At 58.6% G+C, this 25,696-nt stretch carries 24 protein-coding genes; 6 read left to right on the top strand and 18 right to left on the bottom strand.

Going from position 1 to position 25,696, the window contains the following annotated elements:
* The first annotated feature begins 15 nt into the window (after positions 1–15).
* Positions 16–576 carry an RDD family protein gene (locus MB824_RS10070; RefSeq protein ID WP_238748389.1) on the top strand — a complete coding sequence of 187 codons (561 nt, stop codon included), beginning with the start codon at positions 16–18 and terminating at the stop codon, positions 574–576.
* A 140-nt stretch (positions 577–716) separates the two neighbouring features.
* Here MB824_RS10070 and mltG read toward each other — a convergent pair whose 3' ends face one another.
* Both mltG and MB824_RS10060 read right to left on the bottom strand, forming a co-directional pair.
* Positions 717–1,736, bottom strand: coding sequence for an endolytic transglycosylase MltG (gene mltG / locus MB824_RS10065; RefSeq protein WP_238748388.1), 1,020 nt, complete (start codon positions 1,734–1,736; stop codon positions 717–719).
* A 147-nt stretch (positions 1,737–1,883) separates the two neighbouring features.
* Complete coding sequence (locus tag MB824_RS10060; RefSeq protein WP_238748387.1) at positions 1,884–2,090, bottom strand: (2Fe-2S)-binding protein; 207 nt, start codon at positions 2,088–2,090, stop codon at positions 1,884–1,886.
* Between the two features lie 257 nt (positions 2,091–2,347).
* Between MB824_RS10060 and MB824_RS10055 the strand changes: the two genes are divergently transcribed.
* Positions 2,348–4,555: a UvrD-helicase domain-containing protein gene (locus tag MB824_RS10055; RefSeq protein ID WP_238748386.1), complete on the top strand. Its 2,208-nt coding sequence runs from the start codon at positions 2,348–2,350 to the stop codon at positions 4,553–4,555.
* A gap of 147 nt (positions 4,556–4,702) precedes the next feature.
* Here MB824_RS10055 and MB824_RS10050 read toward each other — a convergent pair whose 3' ends face one another.
* The 5 genes from MB824_RS10050 to rpmH form a co-directional block, all read right to left on the bottom strand.
* Positions 4,703–6,043: a deoxyguanosinetriphosphate triphosphohydrolase gene (locus tag MB824_RS10050; RefSeq protein WP_238748385.1), complete on the bottom strand. Its 1,341-nt coding sequence runs from the start codon at positions 6,041–6,043 to the stop codon at positions 4,703–4,705.
* 120 nt (positions 6,044–6,163) lie between these two features.
* The gene (gene yidC / locus MB824_RS10045) at positions 6,164–7,837 is read right to left on the bottom strand and encodes a membrane protein insertase YidC (RefSeq protein WP_238748384.1); all 1,674 of its coding nucleotides are present in this window, start codon (positions 7,835–7,837) and stop codon (positions 6,164–6,166) included.
* 15 nt (positions 7,838–7,852) lie between these two features.
* Entirely contained in the window at positions 7,853–8,065 is a 213-nt protein-coding gene (yidD, locus tag MB824_RS10040) for a membrane protein insertion efficiency factor YidD (RefSeq protein WP_238748383.1), read from the bottom strand.
* 200 nt (positions 8,066–8,265) lie between these two features.
* Positions 8,266–8,601 (bottom strand): ribonuclease P protein component, encoded by a 336-nt coding sequence (gene rnpA, locus MB824_RS10035; RefSeq protein WP_238748382.1) that lies wholly within the window; start codon positions 8,599–8,601, stop codon positions 8,266–8,268.
* Positions 8,602–8,736, bottom strand: coding sequence for a 50S ribosomal protein L34 (rpmH, locus tag MB824_RS10030; protein ID WP_002214728.1), 135 nt, complete (start codon positions 8,734–8,736; stop codon positions 8,602–8,604).
* Positions 8,737–9,063: 327 nt separating this feature from the next.
* Between rpmH and dnaA the strand changes: the two genes are divergently transcribed.
* Together dnaA and dnaN are read left to right on the top strand one after the other, a co-directional pair.
* Positions 9,064–10,599 carry a chromosomal replication initiator protein DnaA gene (gene dnaA / locus MB824_RS10025; protein ID WP_238748414.1) on the top strand — a complete coding sequence of 512 codons (1,536 nt, stop codon included), beginning with the start codon at positions 9,064–9,066 and terminating at the stop codon, positions 10,597–10,599.
* Between the two features lie 150 nt (positions 10,600–10,749).
* Positions 10,750–11,853 carry a DNA polymerase III subunit beta gene (dnaN, locus tag MB824_RS10020; RefSeq protein ID WP_238748380.1) on the top strand — a complete coding sequence of 368 codons (1,104 nt, stop codon included), beginning with the start codon at positions 10,750–10,752 and terminating at the stop codon, positions 11,851–11,853.
* A gap of 65 nt (positions 11,854–11,918) precedes the next feature.
* Here dnaN and MB824_RS10015 read toward each other — a convergent pair whose 3' ends face one another.
* The 6 genes from MB824_RS10015 to ileS all read right to left on the bottom strand — a co-directional run bounded on the left by MB824_RS10015 (position 11,919) and on the right by ileS (position 18,330).
* Positions 11,919–12,374 carry a CopD family copper resistance protein gene (locus tag MB824_RS10015; RefSeq protein WP_238748379.1) on the bottom strand — a complete coding sequence of 152 codons (456 nt, stop codon included), beginning with the start codon at positions 12,372–12,374 and terminating at the stop codon, positions 11,919–11,921.
* Positions 12,371–13,279: a tyrosine-type recombinase/integrase gene (locus MB824_RS10010; protein WP_238748378.1), complete on the bottom strand. Its 909-nt coding sequence runs from the start codon at positions 13,277–13,279 to the stop codon at positions 12,371–12,373. The genes MB824_RS10015 and MB824_RS10010 overlap by 4 nt, the downstream gene beginning before the upstream one ends.
* A gap of 21 nt (positions 13,280–13,300) precedes the next feature.
* Entirely contained in the window at positions 13,301–13,552 is a 252-nt protein-coding gene (locus MB824_RS10005) for a BolA family protein (RefSeq protein WP_238748377.1), read from the bottom strand.
* A gap of 183 nt (positions 13,553–13,735) precedes the next feature.
* A complete protein-coding gene (locus MB824_RS10000) occupies positions 13,736–13,981 on the bottom strand; it encodes a hypothetical protein (protein ID WP_238748376.1) in 246 nt (81 codons plus the stop codon).
* A gap of 70 nt (positions 13,982–14,051) precedes the next feature.
* On the bottom strand, positions 14,052–15,419 hold the full coding sequence (mnmE, locus tag MB824_RS09995) for a tRNA uridine-5-carboxymethylaminomethyl(34) synthesis GTPase MnmE (RefSeq protein WP_238748375.1): 1,368 nt from the start codon (positions 15,417–15,419) through the stop codon (positions 14,052–14,054).
* A 130-nt stretch (positions 15,420–15,549) separates the two neighbouring features.
* Positions 15,550–18,330, bottom strand: a complete 2,781-nt coding sequence (ileS, locus tag MB824_RS09990; RefSeq protein WP_238748374.1) for an isoleucine--tRNA ligase — start codon at positions 18,328–18,330, stop codon at positions 15,550–15,552.
* A 237-nt stretch (positions 18,331–18,567) separates the two neighbouring features.
* On the opposite strand from ileS, the gene MB824_RS09985 reads away from it, so the two are divergent.
* Complete coding sequence (locus MB824_RS09985) at positions 18,568–18,948, top strand: MliC family protein (protein WP_238748372.1); 381 nt, start codon at positions 18,568–18,570, stop codon at positions 18,946–18,948.
* 115 nt (positions 18,949–19,063) lie between these two features.
* Here MB824_RS09985 and purD read toward each other — a convergent pair whose 3' ends face one another.
* Genes purD through MB824_RS09965 form a run of 4 tightly spaced genes read right to left on the bottom strand, consistent with a single transcriptional unit; the run spans position 19,064 to position 22,743 of the window.
* Positions 19,064–20,338: a phosphoribosylamine--glycine ligase gene (gene purD, locus MB824_RS09980; protein ID WP_238748370.1), complete on the bottom strand. Its 1,275-nt coding sequence runs from the start codon at positions 20,336–20,338 to the stop codon at positions 19,064–19,066.
* 44 nt (positions 20,339–20,382) lie between these two features.
* Entirely contained in the window at positions 20,383–20,991 is a 609-nt protein-coding gene (locus tag MB824_RS09975; RefSeq protein WP_238748369.1) for an IMPACT family protein, read from the bottom strand.
* Between the two features lie 53 nt (positions 20,992–21,044).
* Complete coding sequence (locus MB824_RS09970) at positions 21,045–21,986, bottom strand: electron transfer flavoprotein subunit alpha/FixB family protein (protein WP_238748368.1); 942 nt, start codon at positions 21,984–21,986, stop codon at positions 21,045–21,047.
* Positions 21,987–21,996: 10 nt separating this feature from the next.
* A complete protein-coding gene (locus MB824_RS09965) occupies positions 21,997–22,743 on the bottom strand; it encodes an electron transfer flavoprotein subunit beta/FixA family protein (protein ID WP_238748367.1) in 747 nt (248 codons plus the stop codon).
* A 433-nt stretch (positions 22,744–23,176) separates the two neighbouring features.
* Here MB824_RS09965 and gnd point away from each other — a divergent pair, with 433 nt between their 5' ends.
* Positions 23,177–24,625: a decarboxylating NADP(+)-dependent phosphogluconate dehydrogenase gene (gene gnd / locus MB824_RS09960; protein ID WP_238748366.1), complete on the top strand. Its 1,449-nt coding sequence runs from the start codon at positions 23,177–23,179 to the stop codon at positions 24,623–24,625.
* A gap of 91 nt (positions 24,626–24,716) precedes the next feature.
* Here the strand turns inward: gnd and lpxC are convergent, their stop codons facing one another.
* A complete protein-coding gene (gene lpxC / locus MB824_RS09955; RefSeq protein WP_238748365.1) occupies positions 24,717–25,637 on the bottom strand; it encodes a UDP-3-O-acyl-N-acetylglucosamine deacetylase in 921 nt (306 codons plus the stop codon).
* Positions 25,638–25,696: the final 59 nt, after the last annotated feature.

The following is a 25,696-nucleotide window of genomic DNA, read 5'->3' as shown; positions in this document are numbered from 1 at the left end:
TCGAAGGATATCGTTATGCAAGACTACCGCCCGAACCCCAACGGTTCTTTCAACAATCAGCCGCAGCGTACTGATTACCGCGAAGCCTACCAATCCACCGCCATCGACACGCGAATGGACGAAGAAACCCTGGTTCTGGCCGGCGCGGGCGAGCGCATCGGTGCCCGTATAGTGGATAGCCTGCCGATATTTGTTATCGGCATTGTTGCTGCCCTTATCGTGCCCTCATTCCGCAACAACGCCGAGCTTATGATGTTGGTGTTCATCGCGCTGGTATTGGCTTACCTTGTTTACCAAGTGGTACTGATGACGAAATACGGCCAGACTTTCGGTAAAAAACTGCTCGGTATCCGTGTGGTAAATGCAGACGGAGACAATCCGGGGTTTGTCAAATATGTATTGGTGCGTGAGTTTGGCTACAACCTGATTGTCAGCATTCTGGGGGCGATTCCGATACTTGGCGGCATAATCAGCATTGTCGCCCTAATAGCCAATTTGGTACTGTTGTTTATGGTTGAGCGAGACCGCCGTGTATTGTGGGATCTGCTGGCCGATACCTATGTGGTCAAAGTCTGAACCGTCCCGCCCAACCCAGCCCTGCCTGCGCGGGGCAGGTGTTTTCGGCATATAGGGCAAAACAGCCATTTTGTTCCAAACGAAAAAACAGCCTGAAAACCTTGTTACCGGTTTTCAGGCTGCTTTTTTATCTGCGGTGCTTATTTTTTCAGGATGTACTGGCGCACGGCGGCGTTGTGTTCTTCCAGCGTGCGGCTGAACTGGCTTTTGCCGCTGCCGTCCATGCGTGAGACGAAATAGAGATAATCGCTGTCGGCGGGATGGGCGGCGGCTTCAAGCGCGGCGCGGCCGGGCAGAGCGATGGGCGTGGGCGGCAGGCCGTTGCGGGTATAGGTGTTGTAGGGGGTGTCGCGCTGCAGGTCGGCTTTGCGAATTTTGCCCTGATAGGCGTCGCCCATGCCGTAAATCACGGTGGGGTCGGTCTGCAGGCGCATGTTTTTGCGCAGGCGGTTGCGGAATACGGATGAGACATTGCCGCGGTCTTCCGCGTGGGCGGTTTCTTTTTCAATCAGGCTGGCCATAATCAGCAGCTGGTAGCGGTCTTGGTAGGGCAGATCGGCGCTGCGGCTTTCCCAGGCTTGGTCGAGCGCTTGGTTCATGGCTTTGTGGGCAGCCTGAAAAATCTGCAGATCGCTGCTGTTCATGCTGATTTCGTAGCTGTCGGGGAAAAACAGCCCTTCGGGATGATGGTAGGGGATGTCGGAAGCAACGGCGTTTAGAAGCTGCTCGTCGCTCCAGCTAGCGGTGTCGTGGCGGATGTCGGGGTTTTGGTTGATCAGGCGGCGCATCTGCGAAAAGCGCATGCCTTCGATAATCTGCACGCGCACGGTGTCGGGCGTTTCGCTTTTCAGGCGCTGCAGAACTTCCCATGCCGAAAGGCGGGCGGGCAGGCGGTAGCTGCCGTCTTTGAGTTTGTCGTGGCTGCCGTCGAAATAGGCGGCCGACAGCAGCACCCAGCGGCTGTAAACGATGCCGTCGTCTGCCAGCCGGCGGCTGACGGCGGCCATGCCCTGCCCTTTGGCGATACGCAGGGTATAGGGCTTGCCGGTGCCTTTGGGGGCAAACAGCAGGGCGGCATAGGCGCCGGCGGCGGCAAGCAGCAACAGCAAAAGCCATTTGAAGGGGGAGAAGGTTTTGGTTCGGGACGAAGTTCTACGCATGATAATCGGACAACTCTCGCAGGCAGCCTGAAAGCGGCGATTGTACGCAAATGCGGCAGGCGGCGGGCAAAAAAACGGCGGCCTGGTTACAGCCGCCCAATTTGATAAAGGAATACAACGGAAACGAAAAATGAAAACGAAAGGGAATTAATGTTCGGCGCCCATCGGCGAAGTTACCGAAATGCTTGAAGAAACGGCGGCGGCGCTGAGAAACGAGCCGGCAAGGTCGGTGCAGCAGCCGCAGCAGTTGCCCACGCCGAGCTGGTCTTTCAGGTCGGTTAGCGACGATGCGCCGGCGGCAACACTCTCTTTAATCTGGTGGTCGGTAACGGCATTACAGATGCAGACATACATGGTGTGTTTCCTTACAAACTTTAGTTTAATTTAATGGATGCTAATGATAGTGCCGTTCATTTGTTTCCGCAAGTATGTGATTGGTTTTGGCTGCGGCTTTGTTGCCTTTTGCGCTTTCAGGCTGCCTGAAAAACGCTTTTAACCTTACTTTTGCGCCGTTTTTTGCCTGCGGCAAGGCAGCCTGAAAACCGAATCCGCGTTTTCAGGCTGCCTTTGCTATACAATCGCCGCTTTTCTTTTTCAGGCAGCCTGAAACCATGTTTTCCAGCGCAGACACCCGCCTTTTGGACCATCTCAACCCCGAGCAGCTTTCCGCCGTTACCTGGCCGCCGCAGTCGGCGCTGGTGCTGGCGGGGGCGGGCAGCGGCAAAACCCGCGTGCTCACCACCCGCATCGCCTGGCTGATGCAGACGGCTCAGGCCGACGTGCACAGCATTATGGCGGTTACCTTTACCAACAAGGCCGCCAAGGAAATGCAGGCGCGGCTGGGGGCGGTGCTGCCCTACAACCTGCGGGCGATGTGGCTGGGCACCTTCCACGGCCTGTGCCACCGTTTCCTGCGCCAGCACTACCGCGACGCCGGCCTGCCGCAGAGTTTTCAGATTCTCGATTCCGGCGACCAACTCGCCCTGATCAAACGCCTGCTCAAAAGCGCGGGCATTGCCGAAGAAGTCATCGCACCGCGCACCCTGCAGGGCTTTATCAACGCGCAAAAGGAAAGCGGGCTGCGCGCCGAAGCATTGGAAGCGCCCGATCCGCACACCCGCCGCCTGATCCAGTATTACGCCGAATACGACGCGCTGTGCCGCCGCGAAGGCGTGGTCGATTTTGCCGAACTGCTGCTGCGCTGCTACGAAGTGCTGCAAAGCCACGACGTGCTGCGCACCCATTACCAAAACCGTTTCCGCCACATTCTGGTGGACGAGTTCCAAGACACCAACAAACTGCAATACGCCTGGCTGAAACTCTTGGCCGGCGGCGGCGCGGCGGTGTTTGCCGTCGGCGACGACGACCAGTCGATCTACCGCTTTCGCGGCGCCCACGTCGGCAATATGGCCGATCTGATGCGCGAGTTCCACATCGACGCGCCGATCAAGCTCGAACAGAACTACCGCTCGGTCGGCCGCATTCTCGATGCCGCCAACGCCGTCATCACCCACAACAGCGAACGCCTGGGCAAAAACCTGCGCACCGAGGCCGAAGCGGGCGACAAAATCCGTCTGTTCTGCGCCGCCACCGATTTGGAAGAAGCCCGCTTCGCCGTTGAAGAAATCCAGGCGCTGCACCGCGAGGGCGGCGCCTACAGCCAATGCGCCGTGCTCTACCGCAGCAACGCCCAGTCGCGCATTATCGAGCAGCAGCTTTTTCAGGCTGCCGTTCCCTACCGCATCTACGGCGGCCTGCGCTTTTACGAGCGTCAGGAAATCAAACACGCGCTGGCCTACCTGCGGCTGGCCGTCAATCCCGACGACGACAACGCTCTCTTGCGCGTGATCAACTTCCCGCCGCGCGGCATCGGCACCCGCAGCATCGAAACCATCCAGGCCGCCGCTGCCGAACAGGGCTGCTCACTCTTTCAGGCTGCCTGCGGCATGGGCGCCAAAGCCGCCAAAATCGCCGCTTTCGTGCGCCTGATCGACGGCCTGCGCGAACAGGCCGCCGTGCTCTCGCTGCCCGACCTGCTGCGCGAAATCATTGCCGACAGCGGGCTGGAAGCGCATTACCAGAAACAGAAAAATCCCGCCGACCAAGAGCGCAACGAAAACTTGGACGAGCTGGTCAATGCCGCGCTCTCCTTCCGAGCCGAAGAGAGCCAGTTTGAAACCCTGCCCGAAGGCGCCGCCGCCAGCCCCGAGTTTCCGATACTCGCCTTTCTCAGCAACGCCGCGCTCGAATCCGGCGAAAACAGCGCCGGCGAAGGCGACGACGCCGTGCAGCTGATGACCGTCCACGCCGCCAAAGGGCTGGAGTTCGACACCGTTTTCCTAACCGGCATGGAAGAAGGCCGCTTCCCCAGCGAATGGAGCCTGGCCGAGCGCGGCGGCGTGGAAGAAGAACGGCGTCTGATGTACGTTGCCATCACCCGCGCCCGCCGCCGCCTGTATCTGAGCATGGCGCAGCAGCGCATCCTTCACGGCCAAACCCAATACGGCGTGCTCTCGCGCTTTGTCGGCGAAATCCCCGCCGACATCGTCCACACCCTGTCCGCCCCCGCCAAACCCTATGCCGCCGCGACTCTGCACCCGCAGCAGGGCATCGGACAATCGGAGCAGCAAAGCCCCGAAGCAGACGGGCAAAACTTCCACGGCTACCGCCTGGGGCAGAACGTGCGCCACCCCAAATTCGGCACCGGCGTCATCATCGACGCCTCCGACAAAGGCGACAGCGCCCGCCTGACCATCAACTTCGGCAAAGAAGGCATCAAAACGCTGGATACTGCCTTTGCGAAACTGGAGCAGTTGTAAAGTCCGCAACCGGCACGGCGAAAGCAGCCTGAAAGCATCGGCAGCCGCCTAGCTAAAAGGCAAAGCAGCCTGAAAACCTTGTCCAAGGTTTTCAGGCTGCTTTTTTTGCGCGGCGGCGACGGCTCTGCCCGCCTGCCAAATGCCTGTTCAGGCCATATCAAGGCCGGAGAGTTCGCGCGCCATGCGGGCGGCGTAGTTGTCGGTCATGCCGCCGACGAAATCCAGCACCTTCATATAGGCGGCGTACAGGCTGTCGTCGGCGCGGACGGGGTCGTTGTCGAGTAGGCCGAGGGCAAGGGTTTGGCGCACGTCGGGGCGGCCGCGCAGCAGGCTGTGGACGGCGGGCACCAGCGCATCGAGTATGGTGGCCAGGCAGGGGAAACTGGCCAGCTCGTACATCAGCTTGCTGCGGTGGCGGAACACGCGCTCGCGGGCGAGTTTTTTTGCCGCTTCCAGCGTGCCCTGCACTTCGTCGCTGCACAGGGCGAGCAGGTCTTTGGCTTTCAGGCTGCCGCTTAAGAGTTCGTGGCGGCAGTCGAAAAAGGTTTGCGCGGCTTCGTCCACCGCACGGCCGATGGCGGGGCCGCGCAGCAGGGCGCTGCGTTCGCTGCTGTTGGCGCCGCCGCTGTCGCTGCCGGCGGGGGCAAGGCGGCGGAACAGGCTTTCAACGTCGCCGGCATCGAGCAGCCCCAAATCGACGGCGTCTTCCAAGTCCATCAGCGCGTAGCAGATGTCGTCGGCAGCTTCCATCAGGTAGGACAAGGGATGGCGCGCCCAGCAGTCGCTGTCTTGCGCGAGCAGGCCGAGTTCGGCGGCGACGCTGCGGATATAGGGCATTTCGGTTTGGTAGATATTGAATTTGCCGCGGGTGCCGTCGCGGGTGCTGCCCCACGGGTATTTGAGCAGGGCGCCGACCGATGCAGCGGTCAGCCGCAGGCCGCCGCTGTTGCGGTAGCTTTGCAGGCTGGCGATTTGGCGCAGGCTGTGGGCGTTGCCTTCGTAACCCTGCACGTCGCGGCGTTCGGCATCGCTAAGGCCGTCGAGAAAACGGGCGTTTTCAGGCTGCCTGAACCAGCTTCTGAGCGCGTCTTCGCCGGTGTGGCCGAAGGGCGGATTGCCCAAATCGTGCGCCAGACAGGCCACCTGCACGGCGGTGCCGATATCGACGGGCTGCAGATGCTCCGGCAACTCGCCGGCAGCGGCCAGCATGCCGCCGGCGCGGGCGCCGAGACTGCGGCCGACGCTGGCGACTTCGACGCTGTGGGTCAGCCGGTTGTGGGTGTGGTCGTTTTTCGCCAGCGGATGCACCTGGGTTTTGCGTCCGAGCCGGCGGAAGGCGTTGCTGAATACCACGCGGTCGTAATCGACGTGATACGCGCTGCGGTAGTCTTCGGCGGCTTTGGCCGGCAGCGGGCGCACGCTGTTGTCGTCGGCCAGATAAAAGCGGGTGGCGGACATCAGCTGCGTCCAGTTCATCGGATTTTGCATGGCCTATCCTTGCGGGTTGGAAAAGGTTGGAATGTCGGTTTTGCGCGCCGGGTTCTTTCGGGCTGCCTGAAAAACAAAACTGCCTGAAACCGCGGTTTGACGGTTTCAGGCAGCCTGAAATTATTTTTTCTTGCCTTTGCCGCCTTTGGCAGCAGGCTCTTTGTCGAGCACTTCCACCGCGGGAGCCGCGCCGGCAAAACCCATGCGGCGGTTGATGTGCCACTGCTGGGCGATGGTCAGCAGGTTGTTGACCACATAGTAGAGCACCAGCCCGGACGGGAAGAAGAAGAACATCACCGAAAACACCAGCGGCATAATCTTCATCATCTGCGCCTGCATCGGATCGGTGGGCGCGGGATTGAGCTTGGTTTGGAACCACATGGTCGCCGCCATCATCGCCGGCAGCACATACCAGGGATCGGGACGGCTCAAATCGCTGATCCAGCCGAGCCACGGCGCCTGCCGCAGTTCGACGGACAGGAAAATCATCCAGTACAAACCGATAAAGATCGGCATCTGCACCAGCATCGGCAGGCAGCCGCCCAGCGGGTTGATTTTCTCGTCTTTATACAGCTGCATCATCGCCTGCTGCATCGCCAGTTTGTCTTCGCCGTATTTTTTCTTCAGCGCTTCCATTTTCGGCGCCAGCACGCGCATTTTGGCGGTGGAGCGGTAGGCGGCGTTGTTCAGGGGATAAAGGACGATTTTGACAATCAGGGTCAGCACCACGATCGCCCAGCCCCAGTTGCCGATCAGGCTGTGCAGCCATTTGAGCAGGGCAAACAGCGGCGCGGCGAAAATGTGGACGCGGCCATAGTCTTTGGCCAATTCGAGATTGGGCGCGGTACTTTTGAGAATCTCGGTAATCTGCGGGCCGGCATACAGATCGGCAGACAGCGTTTTGCTCTGACCGGGCGCAATCTCGACGGCAGCGGGGTAAACGCCGGCGCGGTACAGGTTTTCGCCCACACGCTTGACGCTCATCTCGCAGCCGTTGGCGCAGGCATTGGCGCCTTTTTCAGGCTGCATCACCCAGGCAGACATGAAATAGTGCTGGATCATGCCGGTGTAGCCGCCCTGGCTTTTGCGCTGGTATTCGGCGGTGTCGCGGCCGCTTTTGAAATCGTCGTCGAGCTTGGAAAATTCAACCTTCTGAAATTCGCCCTCGGGCGTGTACACCACCGGCCCGGTATAGCTGTGCATAAACCAGCCCTCGCCCTCGGGCGTGGAATTGTCGCGGACGATTTGGTAGTCGCCGCCGACTTTCAGCGGCTCGCTGCCGGTGTTTTTCAACTCAAAGCGGACATTGATCAGATAGCTGTTTTTGCTGAAGGTATAGACTTTTTCTACCTGCAGGCCGTTTTGCTCGGGCGCGCTCAGGCGCACTTCCAGCTTGTCGCCTTTAAGCGCGTAGCTTTTCTGGGCGGCGCTGAAGCTGGTTTTTTCCAGCAGATTATTGTGCTTTTCATCCACTACGGATGAGAGCGCGGCATAATTGTGCTCTTTACCGGTCTGAAACAGCACAAACGGCTTCTGTTCGTCGTTGGTGGCATTGTAACGGCGCAGCGTCAAACCGAGCAGGTTGCCGCTTTTTTCATCAATTAGCGCTTTAACGGTATCGGTTTCAACGGTCAGCGGTGCCGACACATTAAGCGCGGCAGCCTGCTGCTTGGCTTCGGCCGTTGCCGCCGGCTGTTGGGCAGCGGCAGGTTCGGGCGGCGGAAACAGTTTTTGCCAACCCATTAAAATGAGCAGCGACAGCGCCATCGCTGTCATCATTCGTTTGAAATCCATCGGATATTTCCTGAATTAGGGAACGGGATCGTAGCCGCAGCCGCCGAAAGGGTGGCAGCGCGCGATGCGTTTGGCCGCCAGCCAGCCGCCTTTGAGCGCGCCGTATTTGCGCACGGCTTCGAGTGCGTATTGCGAGCAGGTGGGTGTGTAGCGGCAGCGCGGCGGCAGCAGCGGACTGATGCCGCGCTGGTAGAAGCGGATAAGCAGTAGAAACAGTTTGCTGAGCATTTTTCAGGCAGCCTGAAAGTAGGAACCGCGGCAAAATCGGGATGCCGGCGACAAATATCAATGCCAAGCACCGAATTTTCCGCGATTTTTACACAAGCACCGCACGGTAGGGATCTTGCCGTTTTCAGGCAGCCTGAAAACAGGCGCCGCATTTTGCCGCCGTATTTTCAGGCTGCCTTACTGCCGATCCGCTTAACCGGCTAACCGGCCAGCAGGCGTAGCAGTTCGTCCTGCACTTGGGCGGCCTGCTCGCGGGTAAAGGCGGTGCGCACGCGGACGATAAAGTCCTGCGGCGGCAGGCCGTGGCGGTGGCGGCGGAAGCAGTCGCGCAGCAGCCGCTTCATATAGTTGCGGCGGTTGGCGCGGCGGGCGGTTTTCTTGGAAACCACCAAACCCAGCCGAGCCCGGCCCAGGCCGTTGTCGGCGGAATAAAACACCTGCACAAAGTGGCGCGAGCGCTGCTTTTTCAATGCAAAAACGGAAGAAAAATCTTCCGTTTTCAACAAGCGGCAGGACTTGCCGAAACTCTGGTCCAATTATACGGCCAGACGTTTGCGGCCTTTGGCGCGGCGGGCTGCCAGCACGGCGCGGCCGCCGCGGGTTTTGGAGCGCACCAGAAAGCCGTGGGTGCGTTTGCGTTTGGTAACTGAAGGTTGGTAAGTGCGTTTCATGATTTTTTCCCGTGAAATGTTGTCGAAACAAAATGGCGGATTAAACCTGTTTTGCTGTCTTTTGTCAATAAAAATAGGTAAGTGTCGGACGCAAAGCGGCTTAAATGCGGGCGGGGAAAGGGCGGCGGCGATGATGGCTTTCGGCGGGCTTTGCCTATATAATCCGCCCTTTCGCGGCGCTTGGAAAGCAGCCTGAAAAGCAGGCAATGCTTTCAATATAAAACAGAAAACTTCTGCCGCACTCTCCCTTTTCCTTGTCTTGTCTGTTTCAGGCTGCCTGTGGAGCGCCTGTGGCGGCACCCCTTTGATGCAAAGAATCCCGCAATGATGAAACTAGCCGAATTTTGGCCGCAGTGTCTGTCGCTGCTGGCGGCCGAGCTGACCGAGCAGCAGTTTGATTTTTCCATCGCCCCGCTGACCGTGGGCGAGGAGGACGGCGCGTGGGTGGTGTACGCCAAAACCCAGTTTGCCGCCAACCTGCTGCGCTCACAGTACGGCGCCAAGCTCGCCCAGGCGCGCGAGCTGCTGGCGCCGGATGCGCCGCCGCTTTTGATTAAAGTCGGCAGCGGCACCCGCTATCCTTTCGAGCGGCAGGCGGCAAAGCAGCCTGAAAACGCCGAACCGACACCAACCACCGCACAGCCTGCCGGCGGCAAAGACGCTTCGCCACGGACGGCGCAGGAAATTCTCGACCGCCGCATGAGCAATCTGCGGCCGGCGAAAAAAAGCACGGCGGAAAACACGGAAAAAGGCGCGGCAGACAGCGGCAAAAAAGCGCCGCCCGCTTCCGCCATCGAGCAGGCCAAAGCCGATGCCGACGCCAAGCAGCGCCACAAGCAAACCAATCTGAGCAGCGACTATACTTTCGAATCGCTGGTCGAAGGCAAGGGCAACCATCTGGCGGTGGCGGTGGCCAAAAGCATTGCCGAAAAACCGGGCGACGATATGTACAACCCGTTTTTCGTTTACGGCAGCACCGGTCTGGGCAAAACCCACTTGGCGCAGGCGGTCGGCCACGAGCTGCTGCGCATCAATCCGGCGGCGCAGGTGCTCTACATCCATGCCAACGATTATGTGAACACCTTTGTGGCCGCGGTGCGCCAGAAAAACTGGGATTCTTTCAAGCAGCAGTATCTGCGCTACCAGCTGCTGATTATCGACGACATCCAGTTTATCCAGGGCAAAGACCGCACGATGGAAGAGTTTTTCCTATTGTTTGAGCATTTCCATTCGCGCAACCAGCAGATTATCCTGACCTGCGACCAACTCCCCAGCAGCCTGGAAAACATGGAACAGCGACTGGTTTCGCGCTTTTCGTGGGGCATGACGCTGAAGCTGGAACCGCCCGAATTGGAAATGCGGGTGGACATTCTCGAGCGCAAAGCCGCCGACGCCGGTATCCGGCTGGCAGAAGACGCGGTGCTGTTTATCGCGCAAAACGTCAAACAAAACGTGCGCGAGCTCGAAGGCGCGCTCAACCGCCTGATCGCCCGCTGCCGTTTCGACAATGTGTCGCTGATCGATATGGACATGGTTACCGACACCCTGACCGACATCATCGCCCACAACTACAAGCCGATTACCGTCGAACTGATTATGAAGGCGGTGGCCGACTACTACCACATCCGCATCGCCGATCTCACCGGCAAAAAGCGTAACCGCAATTTCGCCCGTCCGCGCCAGATGGCGATGGCGATTGCCAAAGAGCTGACCAGCCTGAGCCTGCCCGCCATCGGCGAAGCCTTCGGCGGCCGCGACCACACCACCGTCATCCACGGCGTGAAAAACATCACCAAGCTGCGCGACGAAGACCCCGAAACCAAAAAAGACTACGAAAAACTGCTGATTCTGGTGCAAAACTGACACCACGCCCTGCCGGCCGCAGGCAGCCTGAAAACGCCGCCCGTGCGGCAAAAGCGCGATAAAACGCATTTTCAGGCTGCCTGCGCTTTATTATTTGCAGCCAAACGTATAAGATTCCGCCCCAATCCTAACGCAATTTAAGGAAACGCCATGTTGATTCTGCAAACCGACCGCGACAGCCTGCTCAAACCGCTGCAGGCCGTTACCGGCATCGTCGAGCGCAAGCACACCCTGCCAATACTCTCCAACGTGCTGATCCGCAGCCGCGACGGCGAAACCGACGTGCTTGCCACCGATCTGGAAATCCAAATCCACACCGGCGGCCCGCAAACCGAAAGCGGCGATTTCGCCATCACCACCAACGCCAAAAAACTGCAGGACATCCTGCGTGCCCTGCCCGAAAGCGCCATCGTCGCGCTCGACTGGGCCGACAGCCGGCTGACGCTCAAAGCCGGCAAATCGCGCTTCAACCTGCAAACCCTGCCCGCCGAAGACTTCCCGACCATGAATGTGGAAGACGAAACCGAAATCCAGTTTTCGCTCAAGCAGGAAGATTTGAAAACCATGCTCGGCCAAGTGCAGTACAGCATGGCGGTGCAGGACATCCGCTACTATCTCAACGGCCTGCTGCTGCAGGTGGAAGGCCGCCAGCTGCGCCTGGTGGCTACCGACGGCCACCGCCTGGCCTACGCCAGCTGCGAAATCGAAGCCGAGCTGCCCAAAGCCGAAGTCATCCTGCCGCGCAAAACCGTGCTCGAACTGGTGAAACTGCTCAACCGTCCGAACGAAGACATCAACATCGAACTTTTGCGCAACCAAGTGCGCTTCACCTGTAACGGCACAGTTATCGTCAGCAAAGTCATCGACGGCAAATTCCCCGATTACAACCGCGTGATCCCGTTGGACAACGACAAAATCTTCCTGATCGGCCGCAGCGAACTCTTGGGCGCGCTGGAGCGCTCGGCGATTCTCGCCAACGAAAAATTCCGCGGCGTGCGCCTGCAGCTGCTGCCCGGCGTGCTGCGGATTTTGTGCAGCAACAACGAGCAGGAAGAAGCGCAGGAAGATTTGGAAATCGCCTACCAAGGCGGCGAATTGGAAGTCGGCTTCAACATCAACTATCTGATGGACGTGCTGCGCAGCGTGCACAGCGACGATATGCAGCTGGCTTTCGGCGATGCCAACCGCTCCACCCTATTTACCGTGCCCAACCAGCCGAACTTTAAATACATCGTGATGCCGATGCGCATCTGATGCCGGCAAACGCCAAAAAGGCAGCCTGAAAAGTTTTCAGGCTGCCTTTTTTGTTTTATTCCAAACTACCAGCTGACGAAAAACATAGTTTTTGCCAGCAGCACAATCAGCAGCATATGGCAGAACACCGCAATATGGATGTATTTCGACCACGCTGCCGTCAGGGTGTGGGTGCGCATTTTGTAAACTGCAATCACAAAATGCACCAGAATGCTCGCCGCCACGCAGATTTTCAGCGTCAGTTGGATGGAAAAGGCCGACGCGAAGGGCTGGCTGAGCACCGCAAGGTAGCGGTTGAGTGCCATCGTGATGCCGGAAACGAACACCCCCAGCACCACAAAGGGCATCACGCGGGTGGCGCGGTAGGACAGCGCCCGCTCCACTTCGCGGCGCGATTCGCGCGACACCCGTTTTTTATCGTGGATCACGCCCAGCACCAGCATTTCAAAAAACACGCCGCCCACAAAGGCAATGGCGCAAAACAGATGCACCACCTGCGCCCATTGGTAGAGATTGTTCACGTTTCTTCCTTTTCTGCGCTTTCAGGCTGCCGCTGCGCGCGCGGATGCGCCTGGTCGTAAACCTGCGCCAGATGGTCGAAATCGAGCTTGGTGTAAATCTGCGTCGCTTTCAGGCTGCTGTGGCCGAGCAGATCCTGCACCGCCCGCAAATCGCGCGAAGCCTGCAAAAGATGGCTGGCGTAGCTGTGGCGCAGCATATGCGGCGACAAAGATTCGCCACCGTGCTGCTGCGCCCACTGTGCAAGGCGCTTCTGTATTTGGCGCGCGCCGATGCGACGACCGCTTTGGCCGGTAAACAGCGCTGTTTCGCCCGCCGCCGCCACGCGCAGCGGCAGATAGGCCTGCAGCGCGGCGATGCTTTTGGCGGTCAGCGGCACGCGGCGCTGGCGGCCGCCTTTGCCGGCTTTGATGTCCAGCCAGCCTTCGGCAAAACGGACGTCGGCCAGATTCAGCGCGCACAGTTCCGACAAACGCAGTCCGCTGCCGTACATCAGTTCCGCCGCCGCATAGTCGCGGCAGGCCAGCGCCCCGTCGGCATCGGCGGCCGCCCTGTCGAGCATCAGCGCCAAAGTTTCCCGCTCCAGCGCCTTGGGCAGACGCTCGCGCTGTTTGGGGGCTTTCAGGTTTTCCGCCGGATTGTTTTTCAGGCTGCCTTTGGCCACCAGAAAAGCGCAATAAGCCCGCCAAACCGACAGCTTGCGCGCCAGCGAGGCGGGACTGAGACCGCGTTGCGACAGCCGCATCAGCGCCGCCGTCAGATCGCGCCGCTGCGGTTCGCTGTTATCGGGCAGCAGCGGCAGCAGCTGCGCCAAATCGCGGCGCGCGGCGGCTACGGTATGCGGCGAGCGCCCCTGCTGAACCAGCGTCAGCAGGTAGGCTTCGGTATGTTCGGCAAACGCGCTCATGTTTTTTCAGGCTGCCTGCAATCAGGCTTTACCTGCCTTTTCCCATTCTGCGGGGGTAGCGGCCATCGAAATCGACAGCGCGTGCAGTTCGTTGCTCGCCAGCTTTTCCGCCAGACCGTCTTTAATCAGGCGGTGGCGCGCCAGCCGGTTCAGACCTTCAAAGGCGGGCGAAACGATGCGGGCGAAAAAGTGGTGGCCGTCGCCTTCCACTTCGATAAATTCGCAGGGGGCGACGGATTGGATCATTTCTTTTACTTGTTCGGGATGCAGCATGTGGGTGTCCTTAAGGAATAAAAAACGGTTAATCGTCCGCAGGCGCGGCGGGCGCGATTGTATAGCAAAAGCGGGAGACGCGGGATGAAGGCAAAGAACAAGGCAGCCTGAAAACGGTTTGACCGGCTTTCAGGCTGCCTTGTTTTTCAGGCTGCCCGGATGCTTTGCCGGCAGCCTGAACGCTCAATCTTCCGCCGTGCCGTCTTGGGGCGGCAGTGGCGGAGCGTTTTCAGGCTGCCCGCCCTGCGGCAGGCGCTCTTGCAGCTTCATCTGGCGGTTGCGGTGACGGATCATTGCCGACCAGAAAAAAAACCACGTCGGCAGTATCGTCCAAAAGGTCAGGTAAATCAGCTTGCGGGCGATGCCCGGCTGCGCCACCGCAAACATGGCGGTGGTGAAAATATAGGCGATGATAACGATGTGCCACATGGTGTCTGCCAATCCCGATAGCGGCAGCCTGAAACGGATTTCGGGCTTTCAGGCTGCCTTTGTTTGCCGATTATTTGCCGATACAGAAGCGCGAGAAAATCACGCCGAGCAAATCGTCGGCGCTAAATTCGCCGGTGATTTCGCTGCAGGCAAGCTGCGCCAGCCGCAGGTGCTCGGCAAACAGTTCGATTTGCTGATTATTGCACAGCGCGGCGGCGTCCAGCTCGGCGGCAGCGGCTTCGAGCGCGCTCAAATGGCGGCTGCGCGCCAGAAACAGGCTTTCGCTTTCGCCCTGCCAGCCGACCTGATCGAGCAGCGCCTGCCGCAGCAAATCCAGCCCCGCGCCGGTTTTGGCCGACAGGCGGATGCGGGTGGCGGCGCCGCTGTCTGCCGCTTGGTTTAAGTCCTGGCGCTCGGGCGTGGTGCCGTTTAAGTCGATTTTGTTTTCGATTTCAATCCGCTTCAGGCCGGCCGGCAGCTGGGCGAGAATGTCGCGGGTGGCGGCGTTCAGACCTTCGGCGGGATCAACCAGCACCAGCGCCACATCGGCTTCTTCAGCGGCGCGGCGGCTGCGGCCGATGCCGATTTGCTCGACCACATCGTCGGTTTCGCGCAGGCCGGCGGTATCGACGATGTGTACCGGTACACCATCCAGCGCAATCTGCTCGCGCACGGTGTCGCGGGTGGTGCCGGCGATGTCGGTAACAATCGCCACTTCGTCGCCCGCCAGCGCGTTGAGCAGGCTGGACTTGCCGACATTGGGCGCGCCCACCAGCACCACCGTCATACCTTCGCGCAACAGGCTGCCCTGCCGCGCCGACGCGCGCACGGCTTCCACCTGCCGCTGCAGCGCCGCCAGCCGGCCGCGGGCATCGGCGGCTTCGAGAAAATCAATGTCTTCTTCGGGGAAATCGAGCGTGGCTTCTACCAGCATCCGCAACGTAATCAATTCGTCCACCAGCGCGTGGATGTGCCGCGAAAACTCGCCTTTGAGCGAGCGCAGCGCCATTTTGGCGGCGCTCTGGCTGGATGCGTCAATCAGGTCGGCCACGCTTTCGGCCTGCGCCAGATCGAGTTTGTTGTTGAGAAACGCGCGTTTGGTGAACTCGCCCGGCTCGGCGGCGCGGGCGCCCAACTCCAAACAGCGCGAGAGCAGCATCTGCATCACCACCGGCCCGCCGTGCCCCTGCAGCTCGATAACGTCTTCGCCGGTAAAGCTGGCCGGCGCGGGGAAATACAGCAGCAGACCGTTGTCGATCGGCGTGCCGTCGGCAGCGGTGAAATCGGTGTAGAGCGCCGTACGCGGCTTGGGCGTTTTGCCGCCGCTAAGAGCCTGCGCCAGCGGCAGCAGCTCTTTGCCGGAAATGCGGATTACGCCGACGCCGCCGCGCCCGGGGGCGGTGGCGACGGCAGCGATGGTTTGGGGCGGATTGGACATGGGCAGCCTGAAAAAATACGGGTGAACAAAAGCGGTTTAAGCAGCCTGAAAACCGGATTGGTCGTTTTCAGGCTGCTTTTTGGGGTTTGCGTTTCAGGCTGCCTGTTTGCCAAAGGCAGCCTGAAAGCCCTTACACGTAGTCGCGGCTTTCGCCTTGGCCGTCGATATTGTCGGCGCAGCGGCCGCACAGGGTGGGATGGGCGGCAACGGTGCCGACGTCGCCGACGTAGTGCCAGCAGCGCTCGCATTTGGGGGCGGCGCTGGGGGTAACGCTGGCGGCAAGGGTGTCGCCTTTCTCCAGCCGCACGGCGGAAACCAGCAGGGCGAAGCGCAGTTCGTTGCCGAGTGCTTTCAGGTAGCCGTAAAGCGGCTCGGGTGCGGTCAGCACCACTTCGGCCTGCAGGGACGAGCCGACAGTTTTGTCGGCGCGCAGCGGTTCGATGGCGGCGTTAACCACGGCGCGGGCTTCGCGCACAGCGGTCCATTTGTGCAGCAGCGGCGCTTCGCCGGCGCTGGCGGGCGGGAAGTTGTGCCAGGTGTGGAACAGCACGCTGTCTTCTTCGCCGCCGCCGATGATGTCCCACGCTTCTTCGGCGGTGAAGCAGAGTATCGGCGACATCAGCAGCACCAGGCTGCGGGTGATGTGGTAGAGCGCGGTTTGGGCGCTGCGGCGGGCGTGGCTGCCGGCTTGGGTGGTGTACAAGCGGTCTTTGAGGATGTCGAGATAGAAGGCGCCGAGTTCTTCGGAGCAGAATTGGACGATGTCCTGCACGGCAAAGTGGAAGGCGTAGCGCGGGTAGTAGTCGCCGGCCACGCGCTCTTGCAGCAGGCGGGCAAGCACCAAGGCGTAGCGGTCGATTTCCACCATATCGGCAAAGGGTACGGCGTCTTCAATCGGGCTGAAGTCTTTCAGGTTGGCAAACAGAAAGCTCAGAGTGTTCCGGATGCGGCGGTAGCTTTCGGTAACGCGTTTCAGGATTTCTTTGGAGATGGCCAGCTCGCCGGAATAGTCGGTGGCGGCCGCCCACAGGCGCAGGATGTCGGCGCCGAATTCGTTATAGACTTCCTGCGGGGCGACGACGTTGCCGATGGATTTGGACATTTTGCGCCCGTTTTGATCAACGACAAAACCGTGGGTCAGAAGCTGCTTGTAGGGCGCGCGGCCGAGCGTGGCGCAGCCGGTGAGCATGGAAGATTGGAACCAGCCGCGGTGCTGGTCGCTGCCTTCGAGATACAGATCGGCCGGCCAGGCCAGCTCTTCGCGCTGTTTGAGCACGGAAAAGTGGGTGCTGCCGGAATCGAACCATACGTCCATGGTGTCGGGCAGTTTGTCGTACTGTTCGCAGTCTTCGGGCGACAGCAGCTCGGCTTTGTCGAGTTCGAACCAGGCGTTGATGCCTTTTTCTTCGATGCGTTTGGCGATTTTTTCCAGCAGCGCGGCGGAATCGGGATGCAGCTCGCCGCTTTCTTTGTGGGCGAAAAAGGTCATCGGCGTGCCCCAGTAGCGCTGGCGGGAAACCACCCAGTCGGGGCGACCTTCGATCATCGCCTGCAAACGGGCGCGCCCCCAGGCGGGGAAAAATTCGGTGTCGTCCACCGCTTTGATGGCTTTGTCGCGCAGGGTTTTGCCGTCGGTACCGGCTTTGTCCATGCCGATAAACCACTGGCCGGTGGCGCGGTAGATCAGCGGGGTTTTGTGGCGCCAGCAGTGGGCGTAGCTGTGCTCGATTTTGGCTTCGCACAGCAGGCGCTCGTTTTCGCGCAGCCAGTCGATAATCACCGGATTGGCCTGCCATACGGTCATGCCCGCCACGCGCGGCACTTCGCCGATGTAGCGGCCTTCGGCATTGACCGGATTGTAGAGTTCGATACCGTATTTGTTGCAGACAAAATAGTCTTCCAAACCGTGCGCGGGCGCGGTGTGCACCAAGCCGGTACCGGCATCGGTGGTAACGTGTTCGCCCAGTAGCAGCGGAATATCGCGCTCCAAGAAGGGATGACGGCACAGCAGGCCTTCCAGCGCAGCGCCGCTGGTTTCAGCCAGCACGGGGCAGCCTGAAAAACCGTAACGCTCCAGAGCGGCTGCGGCCAGGTCTTTGGCCAAGAGCAGGCGGCCTTTGGGCGTGTCGATCAGCTGGTAAACAATATTCTCACCGGCGCTGACTGCCTGGCTGGCGGGCAGCGTCCACGGCGTGGTCGTCCAAATCACCGCAAAGGCGGGCGCATCGTTTTCAGGCAGCCTGAAAGCCTTGGCCAGCGCAGCGGGATCTTGGAAAGGATAGGCAACGTCGATAGCGTGCGAGACTTTGTCTTTGTATTCCACTTCCGCTTCGGCCAGCGACGAACCGCAGTCCAAACAAAACTGCACCGGCTTGGCACCGCGATACAGATAACCAGCCTTGTAAATCTCGCCCAGCGTGCGCACGGTGTCGGCTTCGGTCCGGTAGTCCATGGTCAGGTAGGGTTTGTCCCAGTCGCCCAGCACGCCCAGACGGATAAAGTCTTTTTTCTGGCGGGCAATCTGCTCGGCGGCGTATTCGCGGCACAGCTCGCGAAAACGGCTCGGCGGCATGTCTTTGCCGTGCAGCTTTTCCACCATCACTTCAATCGGCAGGCCGTGGCAGTCCCAGCCCGGCACATAGGGCGCGTCGAAGCCGGCCAGCGTTTTGCTGCGGATGATGATGTCTTTCAGGATTTTGTTAACGGCATGGCCGATGTGGATGTCGCCGTTGGCATAGGGCGGGCCGTCGTGCAGGATGAATTTCGGCCGCCCCGCCGCCTTCCGGCGCAGTTTGGCGTAGCGCTGCTGCTCCTGCCACTGCTTCACCCAACCCGGCTCGCGCTTGGCCAGATTGCCGCGCATAGGGAAGGGGGATTCGTAAAGATTGACGGTTTTGGAATAGTCGGTCATGGTGTTTCCAGTATATAAATGTTAATCCTGTGTCTTTTTCAGGCAGCCTGAAAGCGGCGGATTGGAACCAAAAGGGCTTCATTTTATAAGGCTGTGCGCCTAATGAAAAGCTGAAACGGCCACCCTTGGCGGTGTAAATTTGTGTCAAGTGATATTGCCAGCGGCAGCAAGCCTGATTAGCATTGTCTCCGTCTGCCCCGCGGCAGCATTTTTCCACTTACTTTTGGAGTTTGATTTATGAAAACCGCCAAACTGCTCGCCCCTTTGTCCCTGCTGCTGGCTTTAACCGCCTGCGGCGTACTCGACGACGGTTCCCATCACGACCAGCGCCACGAAGAGCGCCATACCGAGCCGCGCCACAACCACGCCGGCAGCAAATTCGAATGCGAAAACGGCTTCATCGTCGAAGTGCAATACTCCGGCCAAGACCGTCTGACGCTGATTCATGACGGCAAACGCGTCAACCTGAAACGCGAAATTTCCGCTTCCGGCGAGCGCTACGCCGCCAAAAACGGCCTGTACGGCAAACCGACCGAATGGCACCAGAAAGGCAACGAAGCTTTCTTCCAGTTCTCCGATCCCTACGGCAACAACGTCGAAACCACCTGCCGCAACTAAGCGCGGATAAACGCTTGAAGCAGCCTGAAAACGCTTTTCAGGCTGCTTTTCTATTGTTTTTTTGATATTCGTGTTTTGCTTGTTTTCAGGCTGTCTGAAAACAGGCTAACAGGCATCAGGCAGGCAAAGCCTTGTCGCCAATATCGCGGCGGTACTGCATGCCGGCAAAACGGATGGCTTCGACGCCGCGGTAAGCCTGCGCTTTGGCCTGCGCCACATCGTCGCCCAATCCGACCACGCACAGCACCCGCCCGCCGGCGGTTACGGTTTCGCCGGCATCGTTGGCGGCGGTTCCGGCATGAAAGACTTTGCAGCCGCGCTCCTGAGCCTGCTCCAAACCGGTGATGGCATCGCCTTTGCGCGGCGAATCGGGATAGTTTTCCGCCGCCAGCACCACGCCGAGCGCGGTTTGCGGGTTCCATTGCGCTTGGACTTCGTTTAAACGGCCGTCCAAAGCAGCCTGAATCAAATCGGCAAAATCGCTGTCCAAACGGCTCAAAACCGGCTGGGTTTCGGGGTCGCCGAAACGGCAGTTAAATTCGACGGTATAAGGCTCGCCCTGCCCGTCTATCATCAAACCGGCATACAGAAAACCGGTAAACGGATGGCCTTCGGCTTTCATACCGCGCACGGTGGGCAAAATGATTTTTTCCATTACCCGCTGGTGCACCTGCGGGCTGACCACCGGCGCCGGGCTGTACGCGCCCATGCCGCCGGTATTCGGCCCTTTATCGCCGTCCAGCAGACGTTTGTGGTCTTGGCTGCTGGCCATCGGCAGCACGTTTTCGCCATCGGCCATCACGATAAAGCTGGCCTCTTCGCCGCGCAAAAAATCTTCAATTACCACCCGCGAGCCGGCATCGCCCATCTTGTTGCCGCACAGCATATCGTCCACCGCGGCATGCGCCTGCTCCAAGGTTTCGGCAACAATCACGCCTTTGCCCGCCGCCAAACCGTCGGCCTTAATCACAATCGGCGCGCCTTTTTGCTCCAAATAAGCATGCGCCGCTGCGGCATCGGTAAAGGTTTGGTAGGCAGCGGTAGGAATGCCGTGCCGCTGCATGAAAGCTTTGGCAAAGTCTTTGGAACTTTCCAGCTGCGCCGCCGCGCGGGTAGGGCCGAAAACCGCCAGTCCGGCAGTCTGAAAATCATCAACAATCCCCGCCGCCAGCGGCGCTTCAGGGCCGACAACGGTAAAAGCAATTTTTTCATCGCGGCAAAATCCGATCAGCTCCTGATGGTTTTTCGCCGCCAGATTAACAATTTTATTTTCCCGCGCCGTACCCGCATTGCCGGGCATCAGATACACGCGCGAGACTTTTTCAGACTGCGCCAGCTTCCACGCCAAAGCATGCTCGCGGCCGCCGCCGCCGATTACTAACACTTTCATAATTATCCCTTTTCCTTATCACAATAAGGCAGCCTGAAAAGTTTTCAGGCTGCCTGTTCGATAATTTCCGCCTGCCGCGTTTCCATCCAGGCATCAAGACAATGCCGGTATGACGACAGGGGAATGCTGAATATAATCCGGCAGTCCAGCTGCAAATCCTGCTCCAGCACCTGCGCCTGATGTTGCCGGCCTATGGTCAGCATCTGGCTGAGATGCGGATATTCGCAGCGCAGCAATACCGTTTTTTCAATATTTTTTTCGATGATTTGCGCTTCACGCAAAGCCATTTCGGTCGAGCTTTTATAAGCCCGAATTAGGCCGGGTACACCCAGCAGCGTACCACCGAAATAACGCACCACCACCACCAAAACGTCGGTCAGCCCGAAAGAGTCAATCTGCCCGAGTATCGGCCGGCCAGCACTTCCCGCCGGCTCGCCGTCGTCGTTGGCGCGAAAACGGTTGCCGTCCACGCCGATGCGGTAGGCATAGCAATGGTGCCGCGCCTTATGATGCTCTTGCTTTAGCTTATCGACGTATTCTTTCACTTCAGACTCAGTCCGAACCGGATAGGCATGAGCAGTAAAACTGCTGCCTTTATCCTTAAATTCAGCCTGCACCGAAGCGGCTATCGTCTGATAAGTGAATATTTCCATAAAACCAGTTTTCAGGCTACCTGAAACAAACCTTGTTTCACGTGAAACCTTGTTTATGCGTTTACCTGCAAAGCGGCTGTCAGTTTGGGCACAACATCAAACAAATCGCCCACCAAGCCGAAATCGGCAACATTGAAAATCGGTGCATCTGGATCTTTATTGATGGCGACCACCACTTTGCTGTCCTGCATGCCGGCGATGTGCTGAATGGCGCCGGAAATGCCGACGGCAACATACAGCTCGGGCGCAACGATTTTGCCGGTTTGTCCCACTTGGTAATCGTTGGGCGCATATTCGGCATCGACGGCGGCGCGTGAAGCACCAATAGCGGCGCCCAAAGCATCGGCCAGCGGCGTCAGCAGCGCATCAAACTGCTCGGCGCTGCCCAATCCGCGCCCGCCGGAAACCACCACCCGCGCCTGAGTCAAATCAGGGCGGTCGGACTCGGTCAGCTTGCGGCTGACAAAACGGCTCAGATTCTGCGGCGCAGTGGCTGTTACGCTGTCGATTTGGGCGTTGCCGCCGCTGGCAGAAGCCTTGTCAAACGAGCTGCTGCGCACGGTCAGCACCAGATGCGGATCCTGGCTAGAAACGGTAATGAACACATTGCCGGCATAAATCGGACGAACAAAAGTGTTTTCATTAATGATTTCAACAACATCAGAAACCTGCTGGCTATCCAGCAGGGCGGCAACGCGCGGCATGATGTTTTTGCCGTAAACATTGGCAGCGGCCAGTAAATGGCGGTAAGCGCCGGCCAGCGACGCCAGCAGCGGCGCGATTTCTTCGGCAAGGTTTTCAGCATAATGCGCCGCATCGGCCGCCAATACCTTAGCCACCCCTTCGATTTGCGCCGCTTGCGCCGCCAGCGCACCAATATCCGATCCGGCAAGCAAAACGTGCACTTCGCCCAGCTGCTTGGCCGCCGTTACTGCGTGCAGCACGGACGGATTCAAAGTTTTGCCGTTGTGTTCGGCCAATACCAATACAGTCATTTCGCGCTCCTTAAATTGCCTTTGCTTCTTTCAGTTTTGCCAGCAGCTCATCGACATCCGCCACTTTGATACCGGCTTGGCGCGGTTTGGGCTCGGCGTATTTTGCCACCGCCAAACGCGGCGAAATATCAACGCCCAATTCTTCAACGGTATGCTTTTCCAAAGGTTTCTTTTTGGCCTGCATCAGGCTTGGCAGCTTCACAAAACGCGGTTCGTTCAAACGCAAATCGGCGCTGACCACCACAGGCAGTCTGAAAGCAAGCGTTTCCTCGCCGCCGTCGATTTCGCGGGTAACCAGTACTTCGCCGCCGTTCACTTCGATTTTGCCGGCAAAGGTTGCCTGCGGCGCATTCATCAGCGCCGCCAGCATCTGCGCGGTTTGGTTGGCATCATCGTCAATCGCCTGTTTGCCTAAAAGCAGCAGTTGCGCCTCTTCCCGCTCGGCGATTTTTTTCAGCAGTTTCGCCACGGCCAGCGGCTCGACGCTGCTTTCGGTTTCGATATGCACGGCACGGTCGGCACCCATCGCCAAAGCGGTACGCAGGGTATCTTCGGCTTTTTTGCCGCCGATCGACACCGCCACCACCTCGCTCACTTTGCCCGCTTCCTTCAAACGGACGGCTTCTTCCACCGCAATTTCATCGAAAGGATTCATCGACATTTTCACATTGCCAATATCAACATCCGAACCATCCGCTTTCACGCGGACTTTGACGTTGTAATCGACAACCCGTTTGACGGCTACCAATGCTTTCATAACAATTCCTTAAGGCTTTCGGACTGACCAAGATTTTTTCAGGCTGCCTATCGAAACCAGGCAGCCTGAAAGCCGGACGGATTTTAGCCGAAACCGCCTGATTTGGGTATGCTTCAGGCGGGATATTCTAAAACACGGCGCAACTTATACACAGAATTCGTATTTATGCCCAGCTTTATCCACATCGTTCCACATGATTATTCTGCCGGCTACAAGGGTTTTCCGCAGGCTTAATATCGACTCAAAATAATGTTTTATCGGCTGAATTATTTTTATCCAGCAAAATAAGCCGGCCATATAAACTAGCATTACCAAATAAATTTCTAAAATCAGATTCGTAATAATGATAAAGCCCGAGCTCAGGAATAGCTGTTGTCTGGGCAGGAAAGCTAATGTAAAGTGCGCCGTCTCAAAATATTTGGAAGGTAGCAAAATGAAAGCGGATATCGGCGTAATCGGCCTGGCAGTAATGGGGCAGAATCTGGTTTTGAATATGAACGACAAGGGTTTTAAGGTTGCCGCTTACAACCGCACCGCGTCCAAAACACAGGAATTTCTCGCCACCACCGCCAAAGGAACCGCCGTTCAGGCTGCCTATAGCTTGGAAGAACTGGTGGCGATGCTCGATCGACCGCGCAAAATCCTGCTGATGGTGCGCGCCGGCGAAGCGGTTGATGACTTTATTAGCCAGTTGCTACCGCTTTTGGATGCCGGCGACATCATTATCGACGGCGGCAATGCCAACTATCCCGATACTGAGCGCCGCACCCAAGCGCTGCGCGAACAAGGCATCCGTTTTGTCGGTGCCGGCATTTCCGGCGGCGAAGAAGGCGCGCGCCACGGCCCTTCGATTATGCCCGGCGGCAATGAAGAAGCCTGGCCGTATGTCAAACTGATTCTGCAGGCCATCGCCGCCAAAACGCCAAACGGCGAAGCCTGCTGCGACTGGGTGGGCAAAAACGGCGCCGGACATTTTGTCAAAATGGTGCACAACGGCATCGAATACGGCGATATGCAGCTGATTTGCGAAGCCTATCAGTTTATGAAAGACGGTTTGGGCATGGATCACAAGCAGATGCAGGAAACCTTCCGTGCCTGGAACCAAACCGAACTCGATTCCTATTTGATCGGCATCACCGCCGATATTCTCGGCTATCAGGACAGCGATGGCAGCCCGCTGGTGGAAAAAATTCTCGACACCGCCGGCCAGAAAGGCACCGGCAAATGGACGGCCATCAATGCGCTGGATGCCGGCGTACCGCTGACGCTAATCAGCGAAGCCGTGTTTGCCCGCTGCGTATCGGCGCTCAAAACACAGCGCGAGCAGGCAGCCAAGCTGTTTTCCCGCCCGAATCCCATTATCAAAGGCGAACGCGAAAGCTGGCTGGAAGCGCTGCGCCTGTCGCTGCTGGCAGCGAAAATTATCTCTTACGCGCAAGGGTTTATGCTGATGCGCGAAGCCAGCGAAAGTTTCGGCTGGCAGCTGGACTACGGCAACACCGCCCTGCTGTGGCGCGAAGGCTGCATCATCCGCAGCGTATTCCTGCAAAACATCCGCGATGCCTACGCCCAAGATCCCGAATTGGTTTTCCTCGGTTCCGATCCCTATTTCCGCGATATCCTGCAAACCGCATTGCCGGAGTGGCGCAAAGTTGTCGCCAAAACCATCGAAAGCGGTATTCCCGCCCCGTGCATGACCTCGGCACTCACTTTTCTCGACGGCTATACCAGCAGCCGCCTGCCTGCCAATCTGCTGCAGGCGCAGCGCGACTACTTCGGCGCCCATACCTACGAGCGCACCGACCGGCCGTGCGGCGAGTTTTTCCATACCAACTGGACCGGCAGCGGCGGCAATACCGCTTCCACCACCTATCAGGTATAGGCAGCCTGAAAAACACTGATACGGCAAAAAGCAGCCTGAAAACCGGATTTTCGGTTTTCAGGCTGCTTTTTTCGATTGTCGGACGATATTTTCAGGCTGCCAGCGTATCCACGCCGCTAAAGGCTGCAGGCAAATCCTGATTGTCAGGGAACTCCGCCCATTCGTAATTGGTGTCGTCGGCCAGCACTTTGCGCAGCAGCGCATTATTGATGGCGTGGCCGGACTTGAAGCCTTCAAAGGAGCCGATAATCGGATGGCCGACGATATACAGATCGCCAATAGCATCGAGAATTTTGTGGCGGACAAACTCGTCGGGATAGCGCAGGCCGTCGGGATTGAGTACGTCGTTGTCGGCAATCACCACCGCGTTAGACAGATTGCCGCCCAAGCCCAGGCCGTGCGAGCGCATCATTTCCACTTCCTGCATAAAGCCGAAGGTGCGAGCGCGGGCGATTTCTTCAACATAATTCTGGCCGGCAAAATCAATCTCAAATGTGGTACCGCCACGGTTGAAAACCGGATGGTCAAAATCGATGGTCAGCCGCACCTTAAAGCCGTCGTAAGGCGTAAAGCGCACCCATTTGTCGCCGTCTTTCACTTCCACCGTCTTTAAAATCCGCAAAAAGCGCTTTTCCTTATCCTGCTCGACAATGCCGGCATCCTGCAGCAGATAAATAAACGGCAGGCTGGAGCCGTCCATAATCGGGATTTCCGGCGCATTGAGTTCAATCAGCGCATTATCAACGCCGTAAGCGGCCAGCGCCGACATAATGTGCTCGATGGTGCCCACCCGCACCCCGTCTTCGGTAACCACGGTGGACGACAGACGGGTATCGTTAATCAGATAGGGCGTCAGCGGAATCACTTCGCCCTGCTTTCCCGACAAATCGGTGCGCCGGAACGAAATGCCGCGGCCCGCTTCAGCCGGATTGAGCGTCAGCAGCACGCGCACGCCCGAATGCAGGCCGACGCCTGTGGCGGTGAGCTTCTTGGCCAGAGTTCGCTGTTTCATGTGTGTTTTCCAAGTTTTCAGGCTTCCTATCATAACCCATACCAGCAGCCTGAAAGAAA

The sequence above is a fragment of the Kingella pumchi genome, assembly GCF_022288825.1.
GTDB lineage: Bacteria > Pseudomonadota > Gammaproteobacteria > Burkholderiales > Neisseriaceae > Kingella_D > Kingella_D pumchi.
Note: the sequence above shows the minus strand (reverse complement) of the source record. Positions and strands in the feature narration are given on the sequence as shown.